The organism is Pseudarthrobacter sp. NamB4 (assembly GCF_005796185.1).
Classification (GTDB): Bacteria; Actinomycetota; Actinomycetes; order Actinomycetales; family Micrococcaceae; genus Arthrobacter.
In genome coordinates this window covers 1-22,125 of record NZ_VAHM01000006.1, presented here as the reverse complement: position 1 = coordinate 22,125, position 22,125 = coordinate 1, and the positions used below count along the sequence as shown (strand labels likewise).

The following is a 22,125-nucleotide window of genomic DNA, read 5'->3' as shown; positions in this document are numbered from 1 at the left end:
GGCAACCTCCGCCGGAGGATTATCCACAGGTATTCCACAGTGTTAATAACTGCATGCGGCGCGCAAATGTAGACTCCAGTGCCCGGTGCCCCGCGCTGGTGCTGCGCCGCGAACAGGTATCCGCAGCTTATCCACACTGTGGATAACTTTCCCAACAGCTGGGGAAAAGCGGATCAGCCTACCGGGCAGTAGCTGGTGGCTGGCCGGTATTCGATGATGGCTGGGCGGCGTCCGGCCAGATGCCGGAGGACCCCCGGCGGTGGCTTCCCAACAGATGGGTGTCCACCATTCCTATGGCTTCCATCAGGGCAAACATGGTGGTAGGGCCGACGAAGGAGAAGCCCTTCTTCCTGAGGGCCTTGGAAAGTGCAATGGATTCAACCGATTGCGTGGGGATGTCCGCATGGACCATCGGCCGCGGGGTAGCAACGGGCTGGAACTGCCACACAAAATCCACCAGCCCTCCCTCTGCCCGCAGCGCGAGTGTGGCTCGGGCATTCTTGATGGTGGCCAGGATCTTGGCGCGGTTCCGCACGATGCCCGGGTCCTGCATCAGCCGCTCCACGTCGGCGTCCGTGAACGCCGCCACCGCCTCGGGGTTGAAGCCAGAAAACGCCTGGCGGAAAGCGGGGCGTTTACGCAGGATTGTTGCCCAGGAAAGCCCGGCCTGGAAACCCTCCAGGCAGATGCGCTCGTAAAGCCCCTGCTCGTCTCGGACCGGGAGGCCCCACTCCTGGTCGTAGTAGTCCCGCATCAAGGGATCGAAGGCAGCCCACGCCGGACGGGCCAGGCCGTCCTCGCCCAGCATGACATCTGCGGTGTCGGGAGCCATGCGATCGCTCCTTCGTGACGTACCTGCCGGGCTCCGGCGGAAAGATGCTAGGAGCGCCAGCGGGTGGTCATCAGGAAGCCCACAATGGCGATCCCGAAGCCGGCAACAATGTTCCACGATTCCCATGCCTGGACGGGAAAGCGGCCCTCACTGATGTAGAACGTGATGATCCAGAAAAGGCCGATGAGCATCAGGCCGAACATAACCGGCTTGAACCATACCGGGTTGGGTTTGTAAGTCTGGGAAGAAGAGGCCGGCTGTACGGTGCTGGCAGTCTTCTTGCGTGGCTTTGACTCGGGCACTGGCTCTCCTTGGCTGACTGAGGCAAGCTCGGCGTTCCGGGCTTGGTATCCTGCAAGAAGGAAATTGCCAGCGGTCTGCACGATCTTGGTCAAATCTTGATTCTTACTAGCAGCCAATTCTAGCCGCAGTTCAGGGGCCGCCGGTGCCCGCCCGAACCGCCCGGAGGAGAACGCGTGGTATTGCAGGAGAAGGCAAGGCCAGCCGGTGCGCCGCCTGCGGGCGTCGTGATTCTCCGCGGGACGGTCCAGGTGGTGGGCGAACTGCTCATCACGGCGGGCATCATCCTCCTGCTCTTCGTCGCCTGGCAGCTGTGGTGGACCAACGTCGAATCCGACGCCCGGCAGAGCGAGGTCATCAAGGAGTTCGCCCAGGACCTTGGTGCTGCTCCTCCGGCGGCGCCGGATACTTCCGCTCCGCCCGCCGGCGAAGAGGACTTCGGTGAGCCGGTGGTGGCGTCAGCCCCCGCCCATGCCGGCACCATCGGCATCATGTACATCCCGAGGTTCGGCGCGAACTACACCCGGCCCATCGTGCAGGGAACCACCAGTGACGTGCTGGACACCCTGGGGCTGGGGCACTACGACACCACCGCCATGCCCGGAGCGGTGGGCAACTTTGCCGTCGCCGGGCACCGCCAGACCCACGGCGCGGTCCTGGACAATATCCACACGTTGGTTCCCGGGGACAAGATCTACGTCCAGACCAGGGACGGCTACTACGTTTACGTCTTCCGGAACAATCAGGTCGTGATGCCCTCCCGCACCGATGTGCTGGAGCCGGTGCCCACGCTCCCGGGCGCCGCCCCCACCGAAAGATTCCTGACGATGACAAGCTGCAACCCGCGTTTCGGGGCAGAAGAACGCATCATCGCGTACGCCCTGCTGGACAGCTGGCGCCCCGCCTCCGCCGGACCGCCGGCAGAGATTGCGGACCGGGTGGCCGCAGCGACCGGAAAGGCCTGAACATGTACGGCTGGATCTTCCGACACCTTCCCGGGCCACTTTGGCTCCGGATCGTCACCTCATTGGTGCTCATTGCCGCCGCACTGGTATTGATGGTTCAGTTCCTTTTCCCCTGGATGTCCGAATACACCGCATTCACCGACTCAACGATTGGTTCAGCAAGCCAGCCATGACCACAAAAAAGATCCTCGTGGTGGATAACTACGACAGCTTCGTCTACACCCTCGTGGGGTACCTGCAGGAGCTCGGTGCCGAGACCACCGTTGTCCGCAATGACGACGTAACGCTCGCTGAAGCCATTGAACTGGCAAGGACGCGGGACGGTGTGCTGATCTCACCCGGTCCCGGCAATCCCGCTGAAGCCGGCGTCTGCATTGAACTGATCAGATGGTGCGGCGAGAACAGCGTTCCCATGTTCGGCGTCTGCCTGGGGCACCAGGCCCTCGCGGAAGCTTTCGGCGGGAAAGTAACGCACGCTCCCGAACTCATGCACGGCAAGACGTCACTGGTCCAGCACATCGGCACCAGCGTCTTTGCCGGGCTTCCCTCCCCCGTTACCGCAACCCGCTACCACTCCCTGGCAGCCGTCAGGGAATCCATCCCCGACGTCCTTGAGGTCACGGCAGAGACTGCCTCAGGCGTAGTGATGGGGCTGCAGCACCGGACAGCACCCTTGTGCGGCGTGCAGTTCCACCCCGAATCGGTGCTGACCGAGGGCGGCTACCAGATGCTGGGCAACTGGCTGGAGTCGCTGGGGATGAAAGGCGCGGCTGACCGGGCAGCAAAACTGAGCCCGCTCATCCAGCACTGACCGTACCGCGCCGGGAACGGTCAGTCATCATCGTCGTCCTTGCTGGGGGTCGGCTTGGGGGTCGGCGTAGGCGTGGGGCTTGGCGGCGGGGGCGGCGGGGCCGTGGCTACTACGATGGTGACGGTCTTGCCCTGTTCCACCGCGGCATTGGCCGGATCACTCTGATCCGTTACCCTGCCGGGTTCCACCTGCGGGTTTTCGGCCTCGGCGACAACCGGCACCAGCCCCAGTTCCTTGAGAGCTGCCTCTGCTTCTTCACGGGTGCGCCCGCGCAACTCGGGGACGATCACCTTTCCGGTGGACACCACCAGTTCAACAGTGCTGTCCAGGGCCACTCTTTGTCCGGGGGCCGGGCTGGTGGTAATGACAATGCCTGCCGGGACCGTGGCGCTGTTGGCCATCGTGGTGGAAGGGGCTCCCACCAGGCCGCTTTGGCGCAGGATATCCCTGGCCGCGGCTTCGGTCTTGCCCGGCAGGTCCTGCGGGATCATAACGGCGCTTGGGCCCTCTGAGATGTTCAGGACGACCTCTGCCCCCGGGTCCAGGGAGGCACCGGAAGCAGGATCTGTTCCGATGGCAATCCCCTTGGGCACCGTCTCATGCTGCGACCGCACTATTCTGGGTTCGAGATCGGCACCGTACAATTCCTGCAGCGCCGCCGACTCTGTCATGGCAGCCACCACCGGGACCTGGACTTTAGGAATCACGGGAGCGGGGCGGTTGATAATGCTGGTGAGCCACAGGGCGCCGCCGGCAAGGACCAGCAGGGTGAAGACAACCAGCGTGGCAATCCACGCACGACGGCGCGACTTCTGCCGTGCGCTCCGCTCACGTTCGGGAGGGAGGCCAAGGGGAAGGGCATCGGCAGCGGAACCATCCGCGTCGGGCGTGAAGGGCACGGCCGGCCGGTGGCCGGCGGCATGGGTTGCAGCCAGGCGGCCCGTGGGTGCGTCGTCAAGGAAAGCGGCGCCCGTGACCGCGAGGGCTCCGGTGGCCGGAGCCGACGGCGCCGGGACATGGTCGTTGGGGTCGGTGGGAGCTTCCGAGGCCGGCACGGCGGGAACCGGGACCCCCGACCTCGCCGCACGGAGCGCACGGCGGAAGGCAGCGGCATCCTGGAACCGGTCATCACGGTTCTTCTGCAGCGCCTTCGCCAGCACGCTGTCCAAGGCAGGACCCACCTGGGGGTTCAGGCTGCTGGCAGGCTCGGGGATCTCCCGGACATGCTGGTACGCCACCGAAACAGGGCTGTCGCCAATGAACGGCGGCCGGGATGTCAGCATTTCGTAGAGCAGGCAGGCAGCCGAGTAAAGGTCGCTGCGCGCGTCCACGGATTCGCCCCGGGCCTGCTCGGGCGAAAGGTACTGGGCCGTGCCCACCACGGCCTGCGTCTGGGTCATGGTGGCAGAGGAATCGGCGATGGCGCGGGCAATCCCGAAGTCCATCACCTTGACCGAGTTTGTGCCTTCGCAGTACATCACGTTGGCTGGCTTGATGTCCCGGTGGACGATCCCGGCCTTGTGGCTGTACTCCAGGGCACTGAGTACGCCGAGGCAGTAGTCGATTGCCTGGTCGATGGTGACATCGCGGGCACGGATGAGCTCGCGGATGGTCTTACCCTCCACGAACTCCATCACGATGTAGGGCACCCGGACGTTCTCCTCCGAGCCGTCGTGGACCAGGTGCTCACCTGTGTCGTAGATGGCAACGATGGATGAATGGTTGAGGGCAGCCACTGCCTGCGCCTCCCGCTTGAACCGGGCCTGGAACTGGGGATCGCGTGCCAGGTCCGGGCGCAGGAGCTTGATGGCTACAGTCCGCCCCAGCCGGGTATCGATTCCACGGTAGACGTCGGCCATGCCGCCGCGGCCGATCAGGCCGCCCAGCTCGTAGCGGGCGCTCAAGACGCGACGGTTATCCACCGGGAGGCTGTCTTCCCGGTGCAACGGTGTGCGCGGTGACTCATTCACGGGCTGTCCTGGCGGCTACGGCTTGCAGGTTGGCGGGGCACCCGGCAGTTCGCCGTCGGTGCAGTCGGGCAGGGGGGACTCCAGGGTGGGCGCTGCCACCGAGGAAGTGGTAGGTGACGGGGTGGGAGCCGGAGCGGAACTGGTGGTAGGTGCGGGCTCGGGAGCTACGGCATAAATAACGGTGATGGGGGTCCCTTCAGGCACTGCGCCGGATGGGTTCAGCTCCAGGACCCTGCCCGGTACGGCTGCAGTGCTTTCCTGTGGAACAACCGTGACGGCGAGCCCCAGCGCGGCCAGTTCGGCCTGGACCTGCCGGTAGTCCTTGCCGAGGTAGGCGGCCGGTATCACGTTCACCAGTTCCTGGGTGGGAGTGGGGGCCTGCGTCGGTGTGTTCCGGGTGGGAGTGGGTGTAGGAGCCTGCGATGTCCGGGTGGGGGCGGCACTGGTGGTCTGGGGGCTGCTCGTCGTGGCCGCACTGGTGGGGTCGTTGGACGGGAAAAGGATTCCCCGCTGGCTGAGGAAGAAACCCACCAGCGCAAACAGGAGCAACAGGATCAGGGCGATCAGCGGCCAGGTCCATGGACTGCGCCCCTTGCGCTGCGGCTCATCGGCGGGCTCGTCGTCGTATGTTGTTTCTTCCGGAACCCAATTGCGCTCGGCAGCGAGGGCATTGGCCCGGGCCAGGGCGCCTTGGGGGGCGTCGCCGTCCGCGGCAGATGCCCCGGCAGCGCCGGCTGCTGCCCCGGCGGCGGCACCTGCCGCACCCGCGCCGAGCACCGGCAGGGCCGACGTCGGCGTGGGGGAAGTGTCCCGCTGGGCACCAATGACGCCGGTGGGGGCAGTCGTTGTGTCCACGGGAGCGGTGATGGGGCCGGTGTCAGCGTCAAAGAGGAGCATGCCTGGGACCGCGGCGCGCGCGGCGCTGATGTCGCCGTTGCGGATGGCCTCGGCGGCCTCTGCCAGCTTGATGGCATTCTCGGGACGGTTCTTGGGGTCCTTAGCCAGCATCGACATCAGGAGTGCACGGACCGGGGCGGGGAGCGTTTCCGGAAGCGGCGGCGGAGCATCGTTGACCTGCGCCAGGGCGATGGCGATCTGGGATTCCCCCGAGAAGGGGCGGTGGCCGCTCAGGCACTCGTATCCAATGACGCCGAGTGAGTAGATGTCCGAGGATCCGGTGGCAGTCTGTCCGGTGGCCTGCTCCGGTGCCAGGTATTGCGCGGTGCCCATAACCTGCCCGGTCTGGGTGAGCGGCACCTGGTCGGCGAGGCGGGCGATCCCGAAATCGGTGACCTTAACCCGACCGTCGGGAGTGATCAGGAGGTTGCCGGGCTTAACATCCCGGTGCACCAGCCCCTGGGCGTGCGCAACAGCCAATGCACGGGCGGTCTGCGCAATGATGGACAGGGTGCGGTCCGGCGACAGGACCTGCTCGTGCTCGATGATGCTGCTGAGCGGCTGGCCCGGGACCAGTTCCATGACCAGATAGGCAGAGCCCTCCTCCTCGCCGTAATCGAAGACGTTGGCAATGCCAACATGGTTCAGCAGTGCGGTGTGGCGGGCCTCGGCACGGAAACGCTGGAGGAACCCGGGGTCACCGGTGTATTCCTCCTTCAACACCTTGATGGCGACGATGCGGCCCAGGACGAGGTCCTTCGCTTTCCAGACTTCCCCCATGCCACCAATCGCGATCCGCGTTGTCAGCTGGAACCTGCCGCCGAGGGTGATTCCGGTTGTAGGCCTCACTTATTCAACACCGCCTCAAAAATTCTCTTCGCGTTCGGACTGGTTAGCTGGGCTCCGGTGGTGATGTCCACGCCCTCCATGACGATCGTGACACCCACCTGCGGGTTGTTCGCTGGGGCAAAACCGGTAAACCAGGAGTTGTTGCTGCCGTTTCCCAGCTCAGCAGTTCCTGTCTTGCCCGCCACCTGGACACCGGGGACGGCGGCCCGGTTGGCGATGCCTTCGCTGACCGCGCTGACCATCCACTCCGTGATCTGGTTGGCGATCTCCGGCGTGGTGGAGGTGCGCAGCTGCTCCGGCTGCGGTTCGTCAATGATCCTCAGGTCCGGGGACCGCAGGGCCTTGATCAGGTTCGGCCTCATCTGCACACCGTCGTTGGCGATCGCCGCGGTCATCAGCGCCACCTGGAGCGGGGTCGCCCGGACATCCTTCTGGCCGATGGCCGACTGTGCCAGCCCCGGAGCATCAAGGTCGTCCGGGAAACTGTTGTCCTGGGCGTAGCCGAGCTTGAGCTGGTCTCCCATGTCCTCGCCGAACCCGAACTTTGCAGCCTGTTCCGCGATGGCATCCCTGCCGAGGTCCAGCGCAATGCTCGCGAACGGCGTATTGCAGGACTGCTGCAGGGCGAACGCGAATCCGGCGGTGTCACGGGTATAGCAGTTGCCGCCGGCATAGTTGGGCAGCGTGTATTGAATGCCCGGGAACGGCATTTCTGCCGGGTTGGGGAGAACACTGTCCTTGTTGTACTTCCCGGATGCGAGGGCTGCGGCTGTGTCCACCAGTTTGTAGACGGACCCGGGTGCCAGGAGTTCGCCGGTCGGACCGCTGACGTTCTGGTTCAGGTTGATGCCGGGGACCTTGAGCAGTTCATTGATGTTCGCGCTCTCGGCGGTGGGGTCCTGGGTGGCGATCCGGTTGGGATCGTAGGACGGCTTGGAAACCATGGCCAGGATCGCCCCGGTCTTCGGGTTGGTTACCACGATGGACCCGCGCTGCCCGTCCGGGATCAGGCTGTAGGCGAGCTGCTGGATCTCGGGGTCGATGGTGAGCTCCACCGAGGCGCCCTTCGGCTGGTTCCCCAGGAAAAGCTGGCCCACCCGGTCCAGGAACAACTGGTCCGAGTTGCCGGTCAGCACCTCGCCCATGGACTGCTCCAGGCCGGTGGCACCAAAGTTCTGCGAGAAGTACCCGGTGATTCCGGCATAGAGTTCGGGCTGCGGATAGGTCCGCTGGAACTTGCAGGTCTCGGAGGTACCCTCCACTGACTCGGCTACCGGGGAACCGCCCACGATGATTGCCCCGCGGTCGTTGCAGTAGTTCTGCAGGATGGCACGCTGGTTCCACGGATTGGCCTTGAGCTCATCGGCCCCCACCACCTGGACGTAGCTGATGGCGCCGAAAATCAGGGCGAACATGGCGATGGCTGCCACCCATGAGTGCCGTATTGCCTGGTTCACGCCTGCTTCACCGCCTCGGTTGGAGTATCAATGCCCATGGATTCCGCAGCCTCACCGGGCCTCAGCGGGGTGGTGTCCACCGGACCACGCGCCGTGTGCGAAATCATCAGCAGCAGGCCCACGATGATCCAGTTGGCCAGCAGGGATGAACCGCCGGCGGCCAGGAAGGGCGTGGTCAGTCCGGTCAGCGGGATAAGGCGGGTGACACCGCCGATGACTACGAAGCACTGCAGCGCTACGGCAAAGGACAGCCCGCAGGCCAGGAGCTTTCCGAAGGCATCCCGGGTGCCCAGGGCGGCGCGGAAGCCGCGGGTAAAGAGCAGCAGGTACATCATGACGACGGCGAAGAGGCCCACCAGGCCAAGTTCCTCGCCGAGGGAGGCGATGATCATGTCGCTGTTGGCAAACGGCACCAGGTCCGGGCGCCCCTGGCCCAGGCCGGTTCCCACCAGTCCGCCGTTGGCCATGCCGAAGAGTCCCTGGACAATTTGGCCGCTGCCGCCGGGCGAACGGTCGTAAACCTCGGGCGTGAAGGCGTTCAGCCAGCCGTCGATGCGGAGTTGCACGTGGGAGAAGACGCGGGATGCCGCAAACCCGCCGCCGAGGATCAGGGCAAGGCCGATTACTACCCAGCTGATGCGGCTGGTGGCCACGTAGATCATCACGATGAACAGGCCGAAGAACAGTACCGATGAACCAAGGTCGCGCTGGAAGATGAGCACGCCAATGCTGACCAGCCAGGCGGTGATCATCGGTCCCATATCCTTGAACCGTGGGAACTGCAGCGGCCCGATCTTCCGGCCGGCGAGCAGGATGAGGTCGCGGTTTGAGGAAAGATACCCGGCAAAGAATATAGCCAAGGTGATCTTGGCGACTTCACCGGGCTGGAAGGTCATGGGTCCGAGCCGGATCCACACCCGGGCGCCGAGGATCTCTCCCGCACTGATTCCGGGGATCAGGGGCAGGATGAGCAGCAAGGCACTGGCCGCCAGTGAAATGAACGTGAATCGGCGCAGGATCCGGTGGTCCTTGAGGAACCAGATGACCGCGATGGCCACAGCCATGGCTATCAGCGTCCATCGGAGCTGATTGTTGCCCGTGTCGTCACCCGGGGCGTCGAGGCGGTGGATCATGGCAAGCCCGAGACCGTTCAGCGCCACGACGAGCGGAAGTATTACCGGATCAGCATATTTAGCGCGGAAGCGGAGGACCCCGTGGAACACCAGGGCCGCGACGGCCAGAAGGCTGGACTGAAACCAGAAATCCGAGTCGAATGCCTTTTCCTGGTCGACGCCGACCAGCATGTTGGCGCCGATGCCGACCGCCAGGGCCAGCAGGAGCAGCGCGAGTTCAACGTTGCGCCGCGGTTTGGGGGTGGTGCTGAGTTGGCTCATCGGGCCGCCTCACAGGTGACGGTGGGACTAGGTGACGGGGAGGAGCCTGCCGGGGCGGCAGAGGCATCCGGCGAGGGTGCGGGAGAAGCGGGCTCCGTGGGCGCAGGTGTGGATGCACCCGGGGATGGTGACGGCGTCGCGCACTCCTCCTCCGGGGAGGTGGTCCCCGTGAGTTCGAGGTTTTTCACGATCCGCTGGGCGTCGTAGAGGTCGTTGGCGGGGACGGTTTGGCGGACCCGCTGCTGGGAGAAGGGCGGCAGGGAGTCCATCCGGATGTCGGTAACGGCTTCGAGGCTGGAAAGCTGGATTGGTCCAAGGCGCTGCGAGACGCCGTTGTAGATGGCAACGCGGGAATCGAACTCGCCGACGTAGTAGCGGGTCTGGGTCCAGGCGTAGCCCAACCACAGGCCAACCGTCAGGACCGCCAGAACTGCTGCTGCAATGGACCAGGTCACCCAGCGGCGCGGCTTGAGCGGCACCAAGGTGTCCTCGGTGTCGGTGCCCGGCTGCTCGGCCTTGTGGGTCAGGAGCGTGGCGGCCCTTCTGGCAACCGTGCGGCCGGCGACGGTGGGAATGGAACCGGATTCTGCTGCCGCTGCTGCAGCACCCACCAGTTCATGCGGCCGGGAGGCCAGCTCTTCACGCAGGACTTCCGCGGAAAGGTGCTCACCCAGGTGGGGATCTGTTGATCCCGGTTCGACTGAGCCGGAGTCCTCATTCTCCTTCGGCTCATTGCCCTGCGAAGCAGCACCCGGCGGATTACCGCCAACGGAGGCCTCTTCCTTGGCAAGACTGTCCTTGGGGGAACCGGAGCCCGTTGCGTCTTTGGCCCGGGCATTTCGGACCGCGGCCTCCAGCGTCGCGGATTCCTTTTGCGACATGCTTATTGACGCCCCCCGGGCAGCGGCTGAGGCGGCGCCTGTGGAAGGAATGACGTCGACGGCGGCCGTACTGACGTCGTCGGGCGTTTCTTCCACGATTTCGACCATCACAACGGTGACGTTGTCCGGGGAGCCTGCCTCCAGGGTGAGGTCCACCAGTGTTTCGACGCACTCGTGGAGGTCCTTGGTCTCCTTGATCGTGCGTTCCACGGCATGGCCGGCGACATAGTTGAGTCCGTCGGAGCACAGGAGCCAGCGGTCTCCGGGCCGGACGTCCAAGGTGTCGAGGTCGAGCTCAGGGCTGGCATCAACGTCGCCGAGCACGCGCATCAGGACGTTCTTGTGCGGGTGGCTTTCCGCCTCCTCGGGCTTGAGCCGGCCTTCATCGATCAGCCGCTGCACGAAGGTGTGGTCCACGCTGACCTGTTTGAACTCGCCGTCACGCAGGCGGTAGGCCCGGGAATCGCCGATGTGCGCGAAGTGCAGCTTTCCCTCGGCCAGCAGGAGCGCCGTGACCGTGGTGCCCATCCCTGCCAGCTTGGGGTTCTGGTGCACGAGTTCGGAGAGCAGGGAATTCGCGGTCTGGATTTCGTCGGCCAGGACTGTGGCGGCATCGCCGTCATAGTCTCCACGGTCCAGGTGGATCATGTCCAGGACAGTGGCGGCGGAGGCAACGTCGCCGCCGGCATGGCCGCCCATGCCGTCCGCAACAATGGCCAGGTGCCGGCCTGCGTAGGCGGAGTCGTCGTTCTTCGAGCGGATCCGGCCTACATCCGAGCGCGCGGCAAAGCGCATGATGAGGGGCCGCTGCGCGGGCCGGGGCCCGTTGGCGGGGTCTTGCGGAAGGGCCACGGTTATGGCCTCAATTCGATGACCGTCTTGCCGATTCTCACGGGTACCCCTGGCTCAACCGGCAGGGCACGGGTAAGTTGCTGGTCCCCCAAGTAGGTTCCGTTCGTGGAACCGAGGTCCTCAATGAACCAGCGGCTGCCCTGGGGGAACAGCCTGGCGTGGCGGCCCGAGGCGTAGTCGTCCTCCAGGACCAGGGTTGCTTCCTGTGCGCGTCCGAGCAGGATAGGGCTGGCAGCCAGCGGAAGGGAGGTTCCCTTGAGCGGGCCCTCGATGACCACGAGTTGGCGGGCCTGCTGCTTAACCGGCTGTGGCGCGGCATCGGCAAGTCCGGGGTTCCTGCGGACCTCGCGCATGGAGGGAGCACCGGAGGCGGCTTTGCGCCCCACCATCAGGTCCCGGCGCATGGCCGAAACGATGCTGAAGATCAGCACCCAGAGGAGCAGGAGGAAGCCAAACCTGAGGGCCGTGATGGTCAGGTCACTCATGTGCGGCCACCAGGGCTGGAGGGCAGAAGGCGGAAAATGATTTTTGTCCGTCCCATCGTGATGGTGGAGCCGTCAGTCAGTTCAGTGCTCCCTGACACCTTCTGGCCGTTGACGTAGCTGCCGTTGGTGGAACCCATGTCCACTGCGCTGGTTACTCCATTGGCCGTACGGATTTCCAGGTGGCGCCGTGACACGCCCGTGTCTTCAACATGGATATCAGCGTCGGAGGACCTGCCAAGGACTATGGACGGCGCGTTGAGGGAGTAGCGCTGCCCGTCGATGTCCAGTACCGGCTGGAGCCTGACCGGCTGCCGGTTGGGCGCCGCCGGTAAGTTGGGACGCGGTGCCCGGGCACCTGCTGCGCCGCTGGATTTCTCCGTGGAAGAGACTATTTCAAAGTCGCCGGGCCGAAGGTCCGGGTCCCTGCGGAAAGAGATCCGCACCGAACCCTGAAGGGTGTAGCCCTGGCTTCGGACATGGTTGATGACCACATCACAGAGTTCTTCGGCCAGCGGGGTGCCCCAGTCCTGGGCGCGCTTGAAGTCGTCATCGCTGAGCTGGACGTCGAAAACGTTCGGCGCCAGGGTTCTGCCGGCCGTGACCGTCAGGGATTTGTGGTCCACTTCGCGGCGCAGCCTGCTGGCAATTTCCACAGGTTCAACCTGCGCACGGGAGCCGGTGGAGAAGACGCCCCGTACGGCCTTTTCAATGCCGCGTTCAACTTTGTCCAGCAGACCCATGGTTCTTCTCCTTTCCCCCGGCTGCGGTGCAGTTTCAGTTCAGGAGCCGCACAGTCAGTGCAGCTCACAAGTCAGCGGTGTGCCCGCCTTCGGCAGTCACTCCTACATCAGATACTACTGGGCAGGCCTGTGAATGACCTTAATCGGCAACGCCCGGGCACCTGCAAAAGTTCGCGTTGCGGTGCTGGCAGGCCCCTTTCCCGGGGTGGCTTGATGCAGAAACCAGGCCCGGCCCGGGAAGCCTTCCTGCCCTTCCGGTGGAGCAGGAGATGCTCAATTGGTGTTTTCCCTACAGTGTCCGTTATGCTTGATCTCGCTGCTTTTACAAGGCTTCGGATTAGGGAAACCTGCCGGACTTGTGGAGGAGTTGCGCGCGAGTGGCGGAACGGCAGACGCGCTGGCTTCAGGTGCCAGTGTCCGAAAGGGCGTGGGGGTTCAAATCCCCCCTCGCGCACGCAGATGAAAGAGCCCCGGTCTTAGGACCGGGGCTCTTTTTCGTTGTACGTGGACCGCATGCCCCGGCTTGTTCGCGGGTCCTGGCCTTCAAGGTTCCGTTTGCGAACAAGCCTGGTTCTTTGGGCGGTGGCCGGGACCCGTTCCGGGTCAGGGGCGCGCCGAAGCCTTGAAACGGCGTCGGGAATTCGCCAGGTGGCTGCGCATGGCGGCCGCCGCGGCAGCCTCGTCCCCGTCCGCGATGGCATCCGAGATGGACCGGTGCTCCTGGACCACCTGGTCGAAGTGGTCCCGGGCGTAATGCTCGACGCCGGTCATCAGCCGGGTGCGCGGCATTGCGATCATCGTCTGGCCCAGTGCGCCGAGGCAGTCTGAGTAGTAAGGGTTGCCGGAGGCTGCGGCGACGGCGCGGTGGAACTCGAAGTCGGACTTCATGGCGTGCGCCGGGTGCCCGGCACTGGCAGTGAACTCCTCCAGAGCCGCCTTGACAGCCCGCAGTTGACGTTCGGTGTGGTTCCGCGCGGCAAGGGCGGCGGCTTCCGTTTCCACGCCCATGCGGAACTCAAGGAGGTGGAGGCGGTCCTCCATGGTTGCCACGGGACGGGCCCCGGGTGCTGCCTGGGGCCCGTCCGACGGCGGGGTGAGGGCGAAGCTGCCGCGTCCGCGTTCGGTTTCAACAAGTCCCTCGGCCTGGAGCCTCGTCAGCGCCGCGCGCACCACGGTCCGGCTGACGCCGAAGTCACTGATGAGCGTGTTTTCGCTCGGCAGTTTCTCGCCCGGCTGGATGACCCCGTCCACGATGCGGTTGCGAAGGTCTGCGGCGAGGTCCGCGGTGAGGTTCCGGCTCATGGCAACAAGGTTACTTGCCGAACTCCACTGAGTCGGTGGTCCAGGCGCGCGCCTGGTCGCTGAGGGTGACGCCAAGGCCCGGGCGGTCCGGAACGATCATGCGGCCGTCCTTGGTCTCGAGGCGTTCATTAAACAGCGGGTCAAGCCAGTCGAAGTGCTCCACCCAGGGCTCGCGCGGGTAGGCGGCGGCGAGGTGCAGGTGGATCTCCATGGCGAAGTGCGGTGCCAGGCCGAGTCCCCGCTCGTCCGCCAGGGCGGCCAGGCGGAGGAATTGGGTGATGCCGCCCACCCGGGGGGCGTCCGGCTGGATGATGTCGCAGCCGTTGGCGTCAATAAGGCCCTTGTGCTCGGCCACGGACGCGAGCATCTCGCCGGTGGCGATGGGGGTGTCCAGGACGTTGGCCAGGTGGGCGTGTCCCCCGAAATCATAGGCGTCCAGGGGTTCCTCGATCCAGATGAGGTTGAACTCCTCCAGCTGGCGGCCCATGCGCAGTGCCGTGGCACGGTCCCACTGCTGGTTGGCGTCAACCATGAGCGGAACGTCCCCACCGATGTGTTCACGGATGCCCGCCACGCGGTGCAGGTCTTCCTTGCTGTCCGGGAGGCCGACCTTGATCTTGATGCCGCCGATGCCCTCTTCAAGGGACTGGGTGGCGCGTGCCTTCACCTCGTCCAAGGTGGCGTTGAGGAAGCCGCCGGAGGTGTTGTAGGTCTGGACGGAGTCGCGGTAGGAGCCGAGGAACTTGGCCAGGGGCAGGCCGGCGCGCTTGGCCTTGAGGTCGTAGAGCGCGATGTCGATGGCGGCGAGTGCTTGCGTGGCGACGCCGGAGCGGCCCACAGAGGCGCCGGCCCACAGGAGCTTGGTGTAGATCTTGGCGATGTCGTTGGGGTCCTCGCCGATGATGCCTTCGGCCACTTCCTTTGCGTGCACGTACTGAGCGGGTCCGCCGGCCCGCTTGGAGTAGCTGAAGCCGACGCCGGTGTGGCCCAGTTCCGTGGCGATTTCGGCGAAGAGGAAGACAACCTCGGTCATGGGTTTCTGCCGGCCGGTGAAGACTTTTGCGTCGCTGATGGGAACTGCAAGGGGGAGGCGGGCGGTAGACAGCTTTACGTGCCGGATCAGGTCGACGGTGCTCATGAGTTCTCCTAGAGGCGGGACTGGGCTCCTTCGCCCACCTTCTTAGGATACAAGTTAAAAACTTGTATTACAAGCAGTGAGTGGTCGCGATCGCGAGAGGAGGCTCTGTTGCACTTTGGCTGTCAGCCCCGCAATGCCCCCAGCCCCGAGATCAGCAGCTCAAGCCCCAGCTTGAAGGCGGTATCGGCAGGCCGGCCCCGCTCCCCGCCGGCACTGGCCCAGCCGGCGGCACTGGCGGAGCTGCGGACGGCGGCAGTGAAGTGCGGGGTGGACTCAGCAAGGGAGCCGGACTCGAAGATGTCCTCCGGCGCCGTGACGTCGTACGCTGACCCGAAAATGAAGGACTCGAGCGCCACAATGGCGGGCACCACCTGCTCCTGCGGGAAGCCTGCCTCGATGAAGCCCTTGCTCACGGTTTCGTACATGGCCAGGGTCTGCGGCGCGTCAGTGACAGGCAGCACTGCGATCACCGGAATCAACGGGGTGTGCTCGGCGAACACGTTCCGGTAGCTCCAGGCCCAAGTCCGTACGGCGTCCTCCCAGGCTGCAGCGCCGAAGCCTGAAACGTCCACCAGTGACGTGAGGTGGTCTTCCAGGAGCAGCAGGACGTCACGCTTGGCCGCCACATGGTTGTACAGGGCGGACGGCGCGACCTCGAGCTGTTTCGCCAGTGCGGCCATGGTAAGGCCGTCGTAGCCCTTCCGGCTGATGAGCTCCAAGGCGGCAGCGGTGATTCCGGCCTTGTCCAGCACGGCGGCGGAGGGGCGGCCGGCCCGCCGTCGTCGGACGCCCACATCTCCGGTGGAGCGTCCCTGTGCGGCTGATGCTGCCGGCATTCCTGCCCTTTCTGTTGTGGTCTCCTGCATTATTCCATCCGGCACTTCCGGTCCCCGGCGCAACCGGCTATAGTTCTGGTAAATGAATGCTATTCATTTAGTGCTTCCGGTTATTTCGCCGGGAGGCAGAGAGGACATCATGCTGAACCTGAACCGCGACGTCGTGGTCGTCGGAGCCGGCCCCTCCGGACTGACGGCAGCCCGCGAACTGAAGAAGGCCGGACTTACCGTTGCTGTACTTGAGGCGCGTGACCGGGTTGGCGGCCGCACCTGGACCGGCACTGTAGACGGCGCAATGCTGGAAATTGGCGGCCAGTGGGTCTCGCCGGACCAGGCCGTCCTCCTTGAACTCCTCGACGAACTCGGCCTGCAGACCTACCCCCGCTACCGGCAGGGCGAGTCAGTGTACCTCGGCGCGGACGGCATCCCCGTCCGGTACACCGGCGACACTTTCCCAGTGGAGCCCGCCACCGCCGTCGAAATGGACCGCCTGGTGTCCCTGCTGGACGGACTCGCCGCAGAAATCGGCGCCACCGAACCCTGGGCGCACCCGAAGGCCCGCGAGCTGGACACCATCTCGTTCCACCATTGGCTGCGGCAGAACTCGGCCAATGAAGAAGCCTGCAAGAACATCGGCCTGTTCGTTGCCGGGGGCATGCTCACCAAGCCGGCCCACGCGTTCTCCGCCCTGCAGGCAGTCCTAATGGCAGCTTCCGCCGGTTCCTTCACCCACCTGACGGACGAGGACTTCATCCTGGACCGGCGCGTGGTGGGCGGCATGCAGCAGGTGTCCCAGCTGCTGGCGCAGGAACTGGGTGACGATGTCGTCCTTAATACCCCGGTGCGCACCGTGACGTGGGAGCCGGACGACGAGGGCGGCCACCGGGTCACGGTCCAGTCGGACCGCGCTACCGTCAATGCCAGGTTCGTCATCATGGCCGTGCCGCCCAACCTCTATTCCCGCGTCTCGTTCGACCCGCCCCTGCCGCGCCGCCAGCACCAGATGCACCAGCATCAATCCCTTGGCTTGGTCATCAAGGTGCACGCGGTCTACAGCAAGCCGTTCTGGCGGGACGCCGGGCTCTCCGGCACCTGCTTCGGCGCCGACGCCCTGGTGCAGGAGGTCTACGACAACACCAACCACGGCGACTCCCGGGGCACCCTGGTGGGCTTTGTCTCCGATGAAAAGGCCGACGATGTCTTCGAGTTGAGTGCCGAAGACCGGAAGAAGGCGATCCTGGCCTCCATCGCCGGCTACCTCGGTGACGCCGCTTTGACGCCGGAGGTTTACTACGAGTCCGACTGGGGGTCCGAGGAATGGACCCGCGGCGCGTACGCCGCCAGCTACGACCTGGGCGGCCTGCACCGCGACGGCAAGTACCAGCACGCTGCCGTTGGCCCTATCTATTGGTCCTCCTCCGATCTTGCGGCCGAGGGTTACCAGCATGTGGACGGTGCCATCCGCACGGGCCGGCAGACGGCTGCCCGCATCGCCGAAGTGGCAAGGGTGGCTGTTCCTGCGGGCGCTTGAGCGCCGCGGTTACCCGCGGTCGGGGCGACACGTCCGCTGGTAAATAAGCATGCTTACTAATAGGCTGGCCGGATGGGGAGCGTCCCCGACTGCAGACGAAGAGGTGAGGCATGTCTGACGCCCAGGGCATCGGCAAGGTTACGGAAATCATCAACGATTCCAAGATCGGAATGTTGACCACCATCAACGAAGAAGGTGCCCTCGTCAGCCGTCCGCTGGCCATCCAGGAAGTCAAGGACGACGGCGACATGTGGTTCTTCACCGGCCTTGGCACATCGCAGGTTGCGCATGTCCGGGCTGACCCGCGCGTGAACGTCGCCTTCGGCAAAAACACCGAGTGGGTGTCCGTGGCGGGAACCGCGGAAGTGGTAACGGACCGAACCAAGATCCGCGAGATGTGGAACCAGGCCGTTGAAGCCTGGTTCCCGGACGGGCCGGACACTCCCGAAGTGTGCCTGCTGCGCATCGACTCGGATTCGGCAGAGTACTGGACCAGCCCCGGTGGGACAGCAGCGACTGTGTTCCAGTGGGTAAAGTCTAAAGTCACCAACAGCCGGATGAGCGTCGGGGAAAGCGGCACGGTGGAGCTTTAAGGCCGCTCGAAACAAGGCGGGGCAGCCTGGGGGTGCCCCGGCCTTCGTCGTGTTTGGGGCCGAAGCTGTTAGGTGGCTGTCCTAAGCTTGCCGGTCAGTGACTCAAGGACCGCAGGCAGCAGGACATCATTGCGGCCCCATACCGGGTCCAGGATTTCCACGTACCAGGAGTCAGCCAGCAGCAGCGCCAGGGAATCGTTGGTTTCCTCCGCCCAGTCCCGGATCTGGTCCCCAGTCACCGGGTTCTCACTGGAGCCCAGCACCGTGGTCACTTCCGTCTCCGCCAGCGTGACCGGAACGGCAGCGCTGCTCGACTCACCGGGGGCATGGGCTATGGTCACCAACTCGGTCCGGGTGGAGAGCGACAGCAGTTCGCCGGCCACAGCCGCGCTGCAGAAGCCTGTCACGTACTCCCGCTGCGCCGCTGTCTCCGACTTCAGGCCGGGCTGCGACTCCTTGGTAAACAGTCCGTTCCGGTTCAGTTTCGCCAACTCCGCTGCGATAGGGGAGGTTTCCTCGTCAAAGCCGGCAGCCAAGTGTCCTGGCTGGTAGGAGCTGCCGCCCTCCAGCCAGCGGGCGGTGAGCTCGCCGGCCGCTTCCAGGGTGGTGGCCTGCCGCCACACGCCGCGGTCCTCCAGCAGCCGGCCGAACTGGTCACGATCACGTATTTCGTCTGGCTTCATCTTGGGATGCTATCCCCGGCATTACCGCCTGCTCCAGCGCCGCCGACACACCCCTTAATGTCTGGCGCTCCCCCTGCTACGCCTGCTCCGCCGGAAGCCCGGCCGCCCTCTCAGCGGCGGCGAGGCTGGCACCCAGGCTGCTGACGGCGTCGGGATAGTTTCGGTGGGCGACCAGACGCAGGGCCTCCGCATGGCGCATGGCCTTAATAAGGGCGGACGTTTCCGGCGTGCGCACATCCGTCAGCGCCGGAAAATCGATGCTGCACGCCGGGTCCAGTTCGTAGCGGCGCCACCGCGCGATCAGCTCGTCATGCTGCGCCTGCGCCGCCACCTGCGCGGTTCCAAGCGCCTGGTTTTCCCTCTTGGCGTTGCGCCTTGCCAGGTACTTTGGCGTCCCGCGGTAGGCAGCGATACCGGCCGCCACCCCCGCCCCTCCCAGGAACAGGCCTGTCCACGGCGAGAGCAGGGTGGGAATCAACAGCGCAGGAACAGCAACAGCTGCGCCCAGGAACAAGTCCCAGAACAGCTGGTCCGAGCGCTCAACCTGGCTGTCGTCTCCGGCAAGGGCACGGCGCCGGACCACGAAGACTGTCGCAGCCACACTGGCAACCAGCACGGAGGCGCAGAGCATCAGGGCCCAGGCTCCCTGCAACATTCCCTCGAACAATGCTTCCCCCATGGCCGCCACCTGACCTCCAGCGCACGCCCGGGCCTCGGAATCCCGGGCTGGTTACTCCATTGCACCGTGTTCAGGAGGCAGGGTCAACGGTTGAGGAAGGTCAGCCTGAACAGTCCTGTGGAATCCGGTGCAGCCTGTCCCGCGGAGGCGCTTCGCCGTTCATGTCCAGCCCGTCAAAGTCCGGGCCTGCCATCGAATCCAGCCATCCACGCGCCCGGCCGGGGTCATCGGCGGTTCCGCCGCATGCCCCAAGCCTTGTTGCCCGGCAAAGATCCTCAAAACCCGAAAGCGGCCAGGCATGGACGTCGATGTCCCTGCAGCGGAGGCGTTCCACCTCCCGCCGGGTGAGGTTCCGGAATCCGGAATAGAGCGTGGTGGCGCCGGCACCTGCCAGCAAGGCCGACAATGCCTCCTGCCGCCGGATAGTGGCCGGATATTCTCCAACAATCAGGCCCCTCGGAACGTCAGGCAGGTGCTGCTGCAGCCATGCCAAGGCCTCAGGCAGGAAGCTGCTGAACCTGAGGCGGGGCAGCCTGGCGGTGCGGCTGCCGAGCAGGCGGGCCACGGCGGTCACGGCAGCCGGATCCTTGATCTCGATCTGCAGCGGGACCTCCGCGATATCAAGCGCTTCAGCGAGCGTGAGAACGGGATGTCCCGACTCGAGCGTCACCGACCGGACCTGCGCCAGGGACAGTTGCGCCACGGGAACGTCCAGAAGGGGACCATCACCTGCTGCTACGCGGCGAAGCGTCGCATCGTGCAGGACTATGGGAACTCCGTCGGCCGTAAACCGGACGTCCAACTCAATCTCGTCGGCGCCACCGGCGGCGGCAAGCCTGAAGGAAAGGCCGGAGTTCTCGGGGGCCAAAGCCATGGCCCCCCGGTGGGCGGTGATGAGGAACCGGCGGGGCAGGAAACTACTGCTGGTGCTGCTGATGGAACCGGCCGCAGGTCTCCGAAGAACAGCGTGCTCCTGCGAGGTGGGGAAAACATGGATGCTGGTCACGACCCGAAGCTAAGGCGGCAAAGCCAACATGGGGCCGGCGCTGCATTAACCGGAAGACAACTCCGGCCTAAGTCCTTCCGTATGGGAGCGCCTTCAGGCTGCAGGTCCGGTGGCTGGCCTTTCCGGTGTCAGTGCCTCCGCCTATGTTGGGGACCATGCGAATCAAAATGTGCAGTATTCACGTCAAGGACCCTGCCGCCGCCCACCGGTTCTACACCGAGACGCTGGGTTTCGACACACTGATGGCCATGCCCGAGCACAACGTGTTCATCATCAAGGACCCGGGCGCGGCCGCAGGCTCCGTGGGCTTGCTGCTGGAACCCAGCGACAACCCGATCGGTGCCACGTACATGAATGCCGTGCACGACGCGGGCCTCCCGGCCATTGTTTTCGGCGTTCCCGATGTGCGGGCGGAGTACGAGCGGCTGGTGAAGGCGGGGGTTACCTTCAAGAGCGAACCGGCCGAGGATCCCTCCGGCATCAGCGCCGTGTTCGACGACGGCTGCGGAAACTACATCCAGCTGCACCAGGACTGACGCGCAGCCGCCGCGCCCAACAGAAGCTTGTTCGCAGAACCGGTCCATTGAGGTTTGGATCTTCGAACAGGCTCCTGAGTTGCCGGGCGGAGCCCTTATTTTGCGGCGCGGGCTTTCTTGGCTGCCTTCTTAGCCGCCTCTTCCTTGACGCGCTGGGCTTCGGCCCTGACGGCGGCATGTGTGGCCCGTTCGGTGACCAGCCACTGCGGGGGAGCCTGGAGCAGCGCGGTGATTTCCGCCGTCGTCAGCGGTTCCTCGACACCACCGCGGGACAGGCCGCCGATGGAGATGTTCAGCTTCTGGGCCACTACCGGGCGGGGGTGCGGGCCGTTGCGGCGGAGTTCGGCAAGCCATTCCGGCGGGTTGGCCTGGAGCTCCGCAAACTCGGCACGGGTGATGGTCGAATCCTGGAACTCCTGCGGTGTGGCGGGCAGGTAGATGCCAAGTTTCTTGGCAACGGTGGCCGGCTTCATGGACTGGGAGTTAGCAGAGCTCATGCTTCAAGGGTATCCGGGTGGACGGTACTGTGAAGACGTGCCCTCCTCCAATAGCTCCCCGCCGGATGCAGATCCAGCTGGTCCCACCGGTCCTGTTGAACAGGACGCACCGCGCGAGCTCCGAATCGCCTATGTCGCCGGCGTAACGCCGGGCAAGTGGATCCGTCGCTGGGAAGAGCGCATGCCGGACGTTCCGCTGCGTTCCTTCATGCACGACGGCGGCCCGCAGGTCGAGGCGGTCCGCGCCGGTTCGGCGGATATGGCCTTTGTCCGCCTTCCTATTGAGCGCGAGGGCCTGAGCGTTATCCCGCTGTACGAGGAGCAGGCCGTCGTGGTCGCTCCGAAGGGGCATGAAATCTCGGTCTTTGAGGAAGTGGCGCTTGCCGATCTGGAGCAGGAATCCTTCATGGATGTCACAGCACTCGGAGGACCGGAAGCTGCCCTGCAGGTGGTCGCCGCCGGTGCCGGTATGGTGATCCTGCCTATGTCCGTGGCCCGGCACTTCAATGTCAAGGACACCGTGGCCAGGCCGCTCAGCGGTGCGCCGGGAACTGAAATCGCCCTGGTCTGGCCAACAGACTCAACGGACGAAGTCCTCGAGGAATTCATTGGCATCGTCCGCGGACGAACAGCTCAGAGTTCCCGGCAGCCCTCCGCCCAGCCGGCCAAGGTCAAGAAGGAACCCAAACCGGACCGCCGGGGCACTGGCACTAAAAAAGCACCGAAGGTTGCGCAGCGGTATGCGCCCAATCCGGACAAAGGGCGGGGCAAAGGATCACGGAAAAAGGGCAAGCGTTAGGGCAGGCACGAAGCACTCCTTGTTAAACACCGCGAAACGCCGGAAAGGCCGGCTCCGTATGGAGCCGGCCTTTCCTTGCCTGGAGCTGCTGC

At 65.0% G+C, this 22,125-nt stretch carries 22 protein-coding genes and 1 tRNA gene; 7 read left to right on the top strand and 16 right to left on the bottom strand.

The window, feature by feature from the left end; all coding sequences use genetic code 11:
• Positions 1 to 178: 178 nt before the first annotated feature.
• Complete coding sequence (locus tag FDW81_RS07215; RefSeq protein ID WP_138133521.1) at positions 179 to 832, bottom strand: DNA-3-methyladenine glycosylase I; 654 nt, start codon at positions 830 to 832, stop codon at positions 179 to 181.
• A 47-nt stretch (positions 833 to 879) separates the two neighbouring features.
• A complete protein-coding gene (locus FDW81_RS07210; RefSeq protein WP_138133520.1) occupies positions 880 to 1,134 on the bottom strand; it encodes a cell division protein CrgA in 255 nt (84 codons plus the stop codon).
• Positions 1,135 to 1,308: 174 nt separating this feature from the next.
• On the opposite strand from FDW81_RS07210, the gene FDW81_RS07205 reads away from it, so the two are divergent.
• A complete protein-coding gene (locus FDW81_RS07205; protein WP_138133519.1) occupies positions 1,309 to 2,097 on the top strand; it encodes a class E sortase in 789 nt (262 codons plus the stop codon).
• A 169-nt stretch (positions 2,098 to 2,266) separates the two neighbouring features.
• The gene (locus FDW81_RS07200) at positions 2,267 to 2,908 is read left to right on the top strand and encodes an aminodeoxychorismate/anthranilate synthase component II (RefSeq protein ID WP_138133518.1); all 642 of its coding nucleotides are present in this window, start codon (positions 2,267 to 2,269) and stop codon (positions 2,906 to 2,908) included.
• A 20-nt stretch (positions 2,909 to 2,928) separates the two neighbouring features.
• On the opposite strand, the gene pknB is transcribed toward FDW81_RS07200, so the two are convergent.
• Genes pknB through FDW81_RS07165 form a run of 7 tightly spaced genes read right to left on the bottom strand, consistent with a single transcriptional unit; the run spans position 2,929 to position 12,433 of the window.
• Positions 2,929 to 4,878 (bottom strand): Stk1 family PASTA domain-containing Ser/Thr kinase, encoded by a 1,950-nt coding sequence (gene pknB / locus FDW81_RS07195; protein ID WP_171027131.1) that lies wholly within the window; start codon positions 4,876 to 4,878, stop codon positions 2,929 to 2,931.
• Positions 4,879 to 4,893: 15 nt separating this feature from the next.
• The gene (locus FDW81_RS07190) at positions 4,894 to 6,624 is read right to left on the bottom strand and encodes a serine/threonine-protein kinase (RefSeq protein WP_138133517.1); all 1,731 of its coding nucleotides are present in this window, start codon (positions 6,622 to 6,624) and stop codon (positions 4,894 to 4,896) included.
• Complete coding sequence (locus tag FDW81_RS07185; protein WP_138133516.1) at positions 6,621 to 8,081, bottom strand: penicillin-binding protein 2; 1,461 nt, start codon at positions 8,079 to 8,081, stop codon at positions 6,621 to 6,623. The genes FDW81_RS07190 and FDW81_RS07185 overlap by 4 nt, the downstream gene beginning before the upstream one ends.
• Complete coding sequence (locus tag FDW81_RS07180; RefSeq protein ID WP_138133515.1) at positions 8,078 to 9,475, bottom strand: FtsW/RodA/SpoVE family cell cycle protein; 1,398 nt, start codon at positions 9,473 to 9,475, stop codon at positions 8,078 to 8,080. Before FDW81_RS07180 ends, FDW81_RS07185 begins: the two co-directional genes overlap by 4 nt.
• Positions 9,472 to 11,151: a PP2C family serine/threonine-protein phosphatase gene (locus tag FDW81_RS07175; protein ID WP_138133692.1), complete on the bottom strand. Its 1,680-nt coding sequence runs from the start codon at positions 11,149 to 11,151 to the stop codon at positions 9,472 to 9,474. The genes FDW81_RS07180 and FDW81_RS07175 overlap by 4 nt, the downstream gene beginning before the upstream one ends.
• A 59-nt stretch (positions 11,152 to 11,210) precedes the next feature.
• A complete protein-coding gene (locus tag FDW81_RS07170; protein ID WP_138133514.1) occupies positions 11,211 to 11,693 on the bottom strand; it encodes an FHA domain-containing protein in 483 nt (160 codons plus the stop codon).
• Entirely contained in the window at positions 11,690 to 12,433 is a 744-nt protein-coding gene (locus tag FDW81_RS07165; protein ID WP_138133513.1) for a DUF3662 and FHA domain-containing protein, read from the bottom strand. Before FDW81_RS07165 ends, FDW81_RS07170 begins: the two co-directional genes overlap by 4 nt.
• Before the next feature lie 371 nt (positions 12,434 to 12,804).
• Between FDW81_RS07165 and FDW81_RS07160 the strand changes: the two genes are divergently transcribed.
• Positions 12,805 to 12,887, top strand: a tRNA-Leu gene (locus FDW81_RS07160).
• Positions 12,888 to 13,036: 149 nt separating this feature from the next.
• On the opposite strand, the gene FDW81_RS07155 is transcribed toward FDW81_RS07160, so the two are convergent.
• From FDW81_RS07155 to FDW81_RS07145, 3 genes are all read right to left on the bottom strand, one after another.
• Positions 13,037 to 13,735 carry a FadR/GntR family transcriptional regulator gene (locus tag FDW81_RS07155; protein ID WP_138133512.1) on the bottom strand — a complete coding sequence of 233 codons (699 nt, stop codon included), beginning with the start codon at positions 13,733 to 13,735 and terminating at the stop codon, positions 13,037 to 13,039.
• 10 nt (positions 13,736 to 13,745) lie between these two features.
• Complete coding sequence (locus FDW81_RS07150; protein WP_138133511.1) at positions 13,746 to 14,873, bottom strand: mandelate racemase/muconate lactonizing enzyme family protein; 1,128 nt, start codon at positions 14,871 to 14,873, stop codon at positions 13,746 to 13,748.
• A 122-nt stretch (positions 14,874 to 14,995) separates the two neighbouring features.
• Entirely contained in the window at positions 14,996 to 15,709 is a 714-nt protein-coding gene (locus tag FDW81_RS07145) for a TetR/AcrR family transcriptional regulator (RefSeq protein WP_138133510.1), read from the bottom strand.
• A gap of 139 nt (positions 15,710 to 15,848) precedes the next feature.
• On the opposite strand from FDW81_RS07145, the gene FDW81_RS07140 reads away from it, so the two are divergent.
• Complete coding sequence (locus tag FDW81_RS07140) at positions 15,849 to 17,240, top strand: NAD(P)/FAD-dependent oxidoreductase (RefSeq protein WP_138133509.1); 1,392 nt, start codon at positions 15,849 to 15,851, stop codon at positions 17,238 to 17,240.
• A gap of 110 nt (positions 17,241 to 17,350) precedes the next feature.
• Positions 17,351 to 17,833 (top strand): pyridoxamine 5'-phosphate oxidase family protein, encoded by a 483-nt coding sequence (locus FDW81_RS07135; protein WP_138133508.1) that lies wholly within the window; start codon positions 17,351 to 17,353, stop codon positions 17,831 to 17,833.
• Positions 17,834 to 17,901: 68 nt separating this feature from the next.
• Here FDW81_RS07135 and FDW81_RS07130 read toward each other — a convergent pair whose 3' ends face one another.
• The 3 genes from FDW81_RS07130 to FDW81_RS07120 all read right to left on the bottom strand — a co-directional run bounded on the left by FDW81_RS07130 (position 17,902) and on the right by FDW81_RS07120 (position 20,201).
• A complete protein-coding gene (locus FDW81_RS07130; RefSeq protein ID WP_138133506.1) occupies positions 17,902 to 18,516 on the bottom strand; it encodes a hypothetical protein in 615 nt (204 codons plus the stop codon).
• A gap of 76 nt (positions 18,517 to 18,592) precedes the next feature.
• On the bottom strand, positions 18,593 to 19,195 hold the full coding sequence (locus tag FDW81_RS07125) for a hypothetical protein (protein ID WP_138133504.1): 603 nt from the start codon (positions 19,193 to 19,195) through the stop codon (positions 18,593 to 18,595).
• 100 nt (positions 19,196 to 19,295) lie between these two features.
• On the bottom strand, positions 19,296 to 20,201 hold the full coding sequence (locus FDW81_RS07120) for a glycerophosphodiester phosphodiesterase (protein WP_205754601.1): 906 nt from the start codon (positions 20,199 to 20,201) through the stop codon (positions 19,296 to 19,298).
• A 155-nt stretch (positions 20,202 to 20,356) separates the two neighbouring features.
• On the opposite strand from FDW81_RS07120, the gene FDW81_RS07115 reads away from it, so the two are divergent.
• Positions 20,357 to 20,737, top strand: a complete 381-nt coding sequence (locus FDW81_RS07115; protein WP_138133502.1) for a VOC family protein — start codon at positions 20,357 to 20,359, stop codon at positions 20,735 to 20,737.
• Positions 20,738 to 20,832: 95 nt separating this feature from the next.
• Here FDW81_RS07115 and FDW81_RS07110 read toward each other — a convergent pair whose 3' ends face one another.
• The gene (locus tag FDW81_RS07110) at positions 20,833 to 21,234 is read right to left on the bottom strand and encodes a DUF5997 family protein (RefSeq protein ID WP_138133500.1); all 402 of its coding nucleotides are present in this window, start codon (positions 21,232 to 21,234) and stop codon (positions 20,833 to 20,835) included.
• Between FDW81_RS07110 and FDW81_RS07105 the strand changes: the two genes are divergently transcribed.
• On the top strand, positions 21,233 to 22,033 hold the full coding sequence (locus tag FDW81_RS07105; protein WP_138133498.1) for a LysR family substrate-binding domain-containing protein: 801 nt from the start codon (positions 21,233 to 21,235) through the stop codon (positions 22,031 to 22,033). The genes FDW81_RS07110 and FDW81_RS07105 overlap by 2 nt on opposite strands.
• Positions 22,034 to 22,125: the final 92 nt, after the last annotated feature.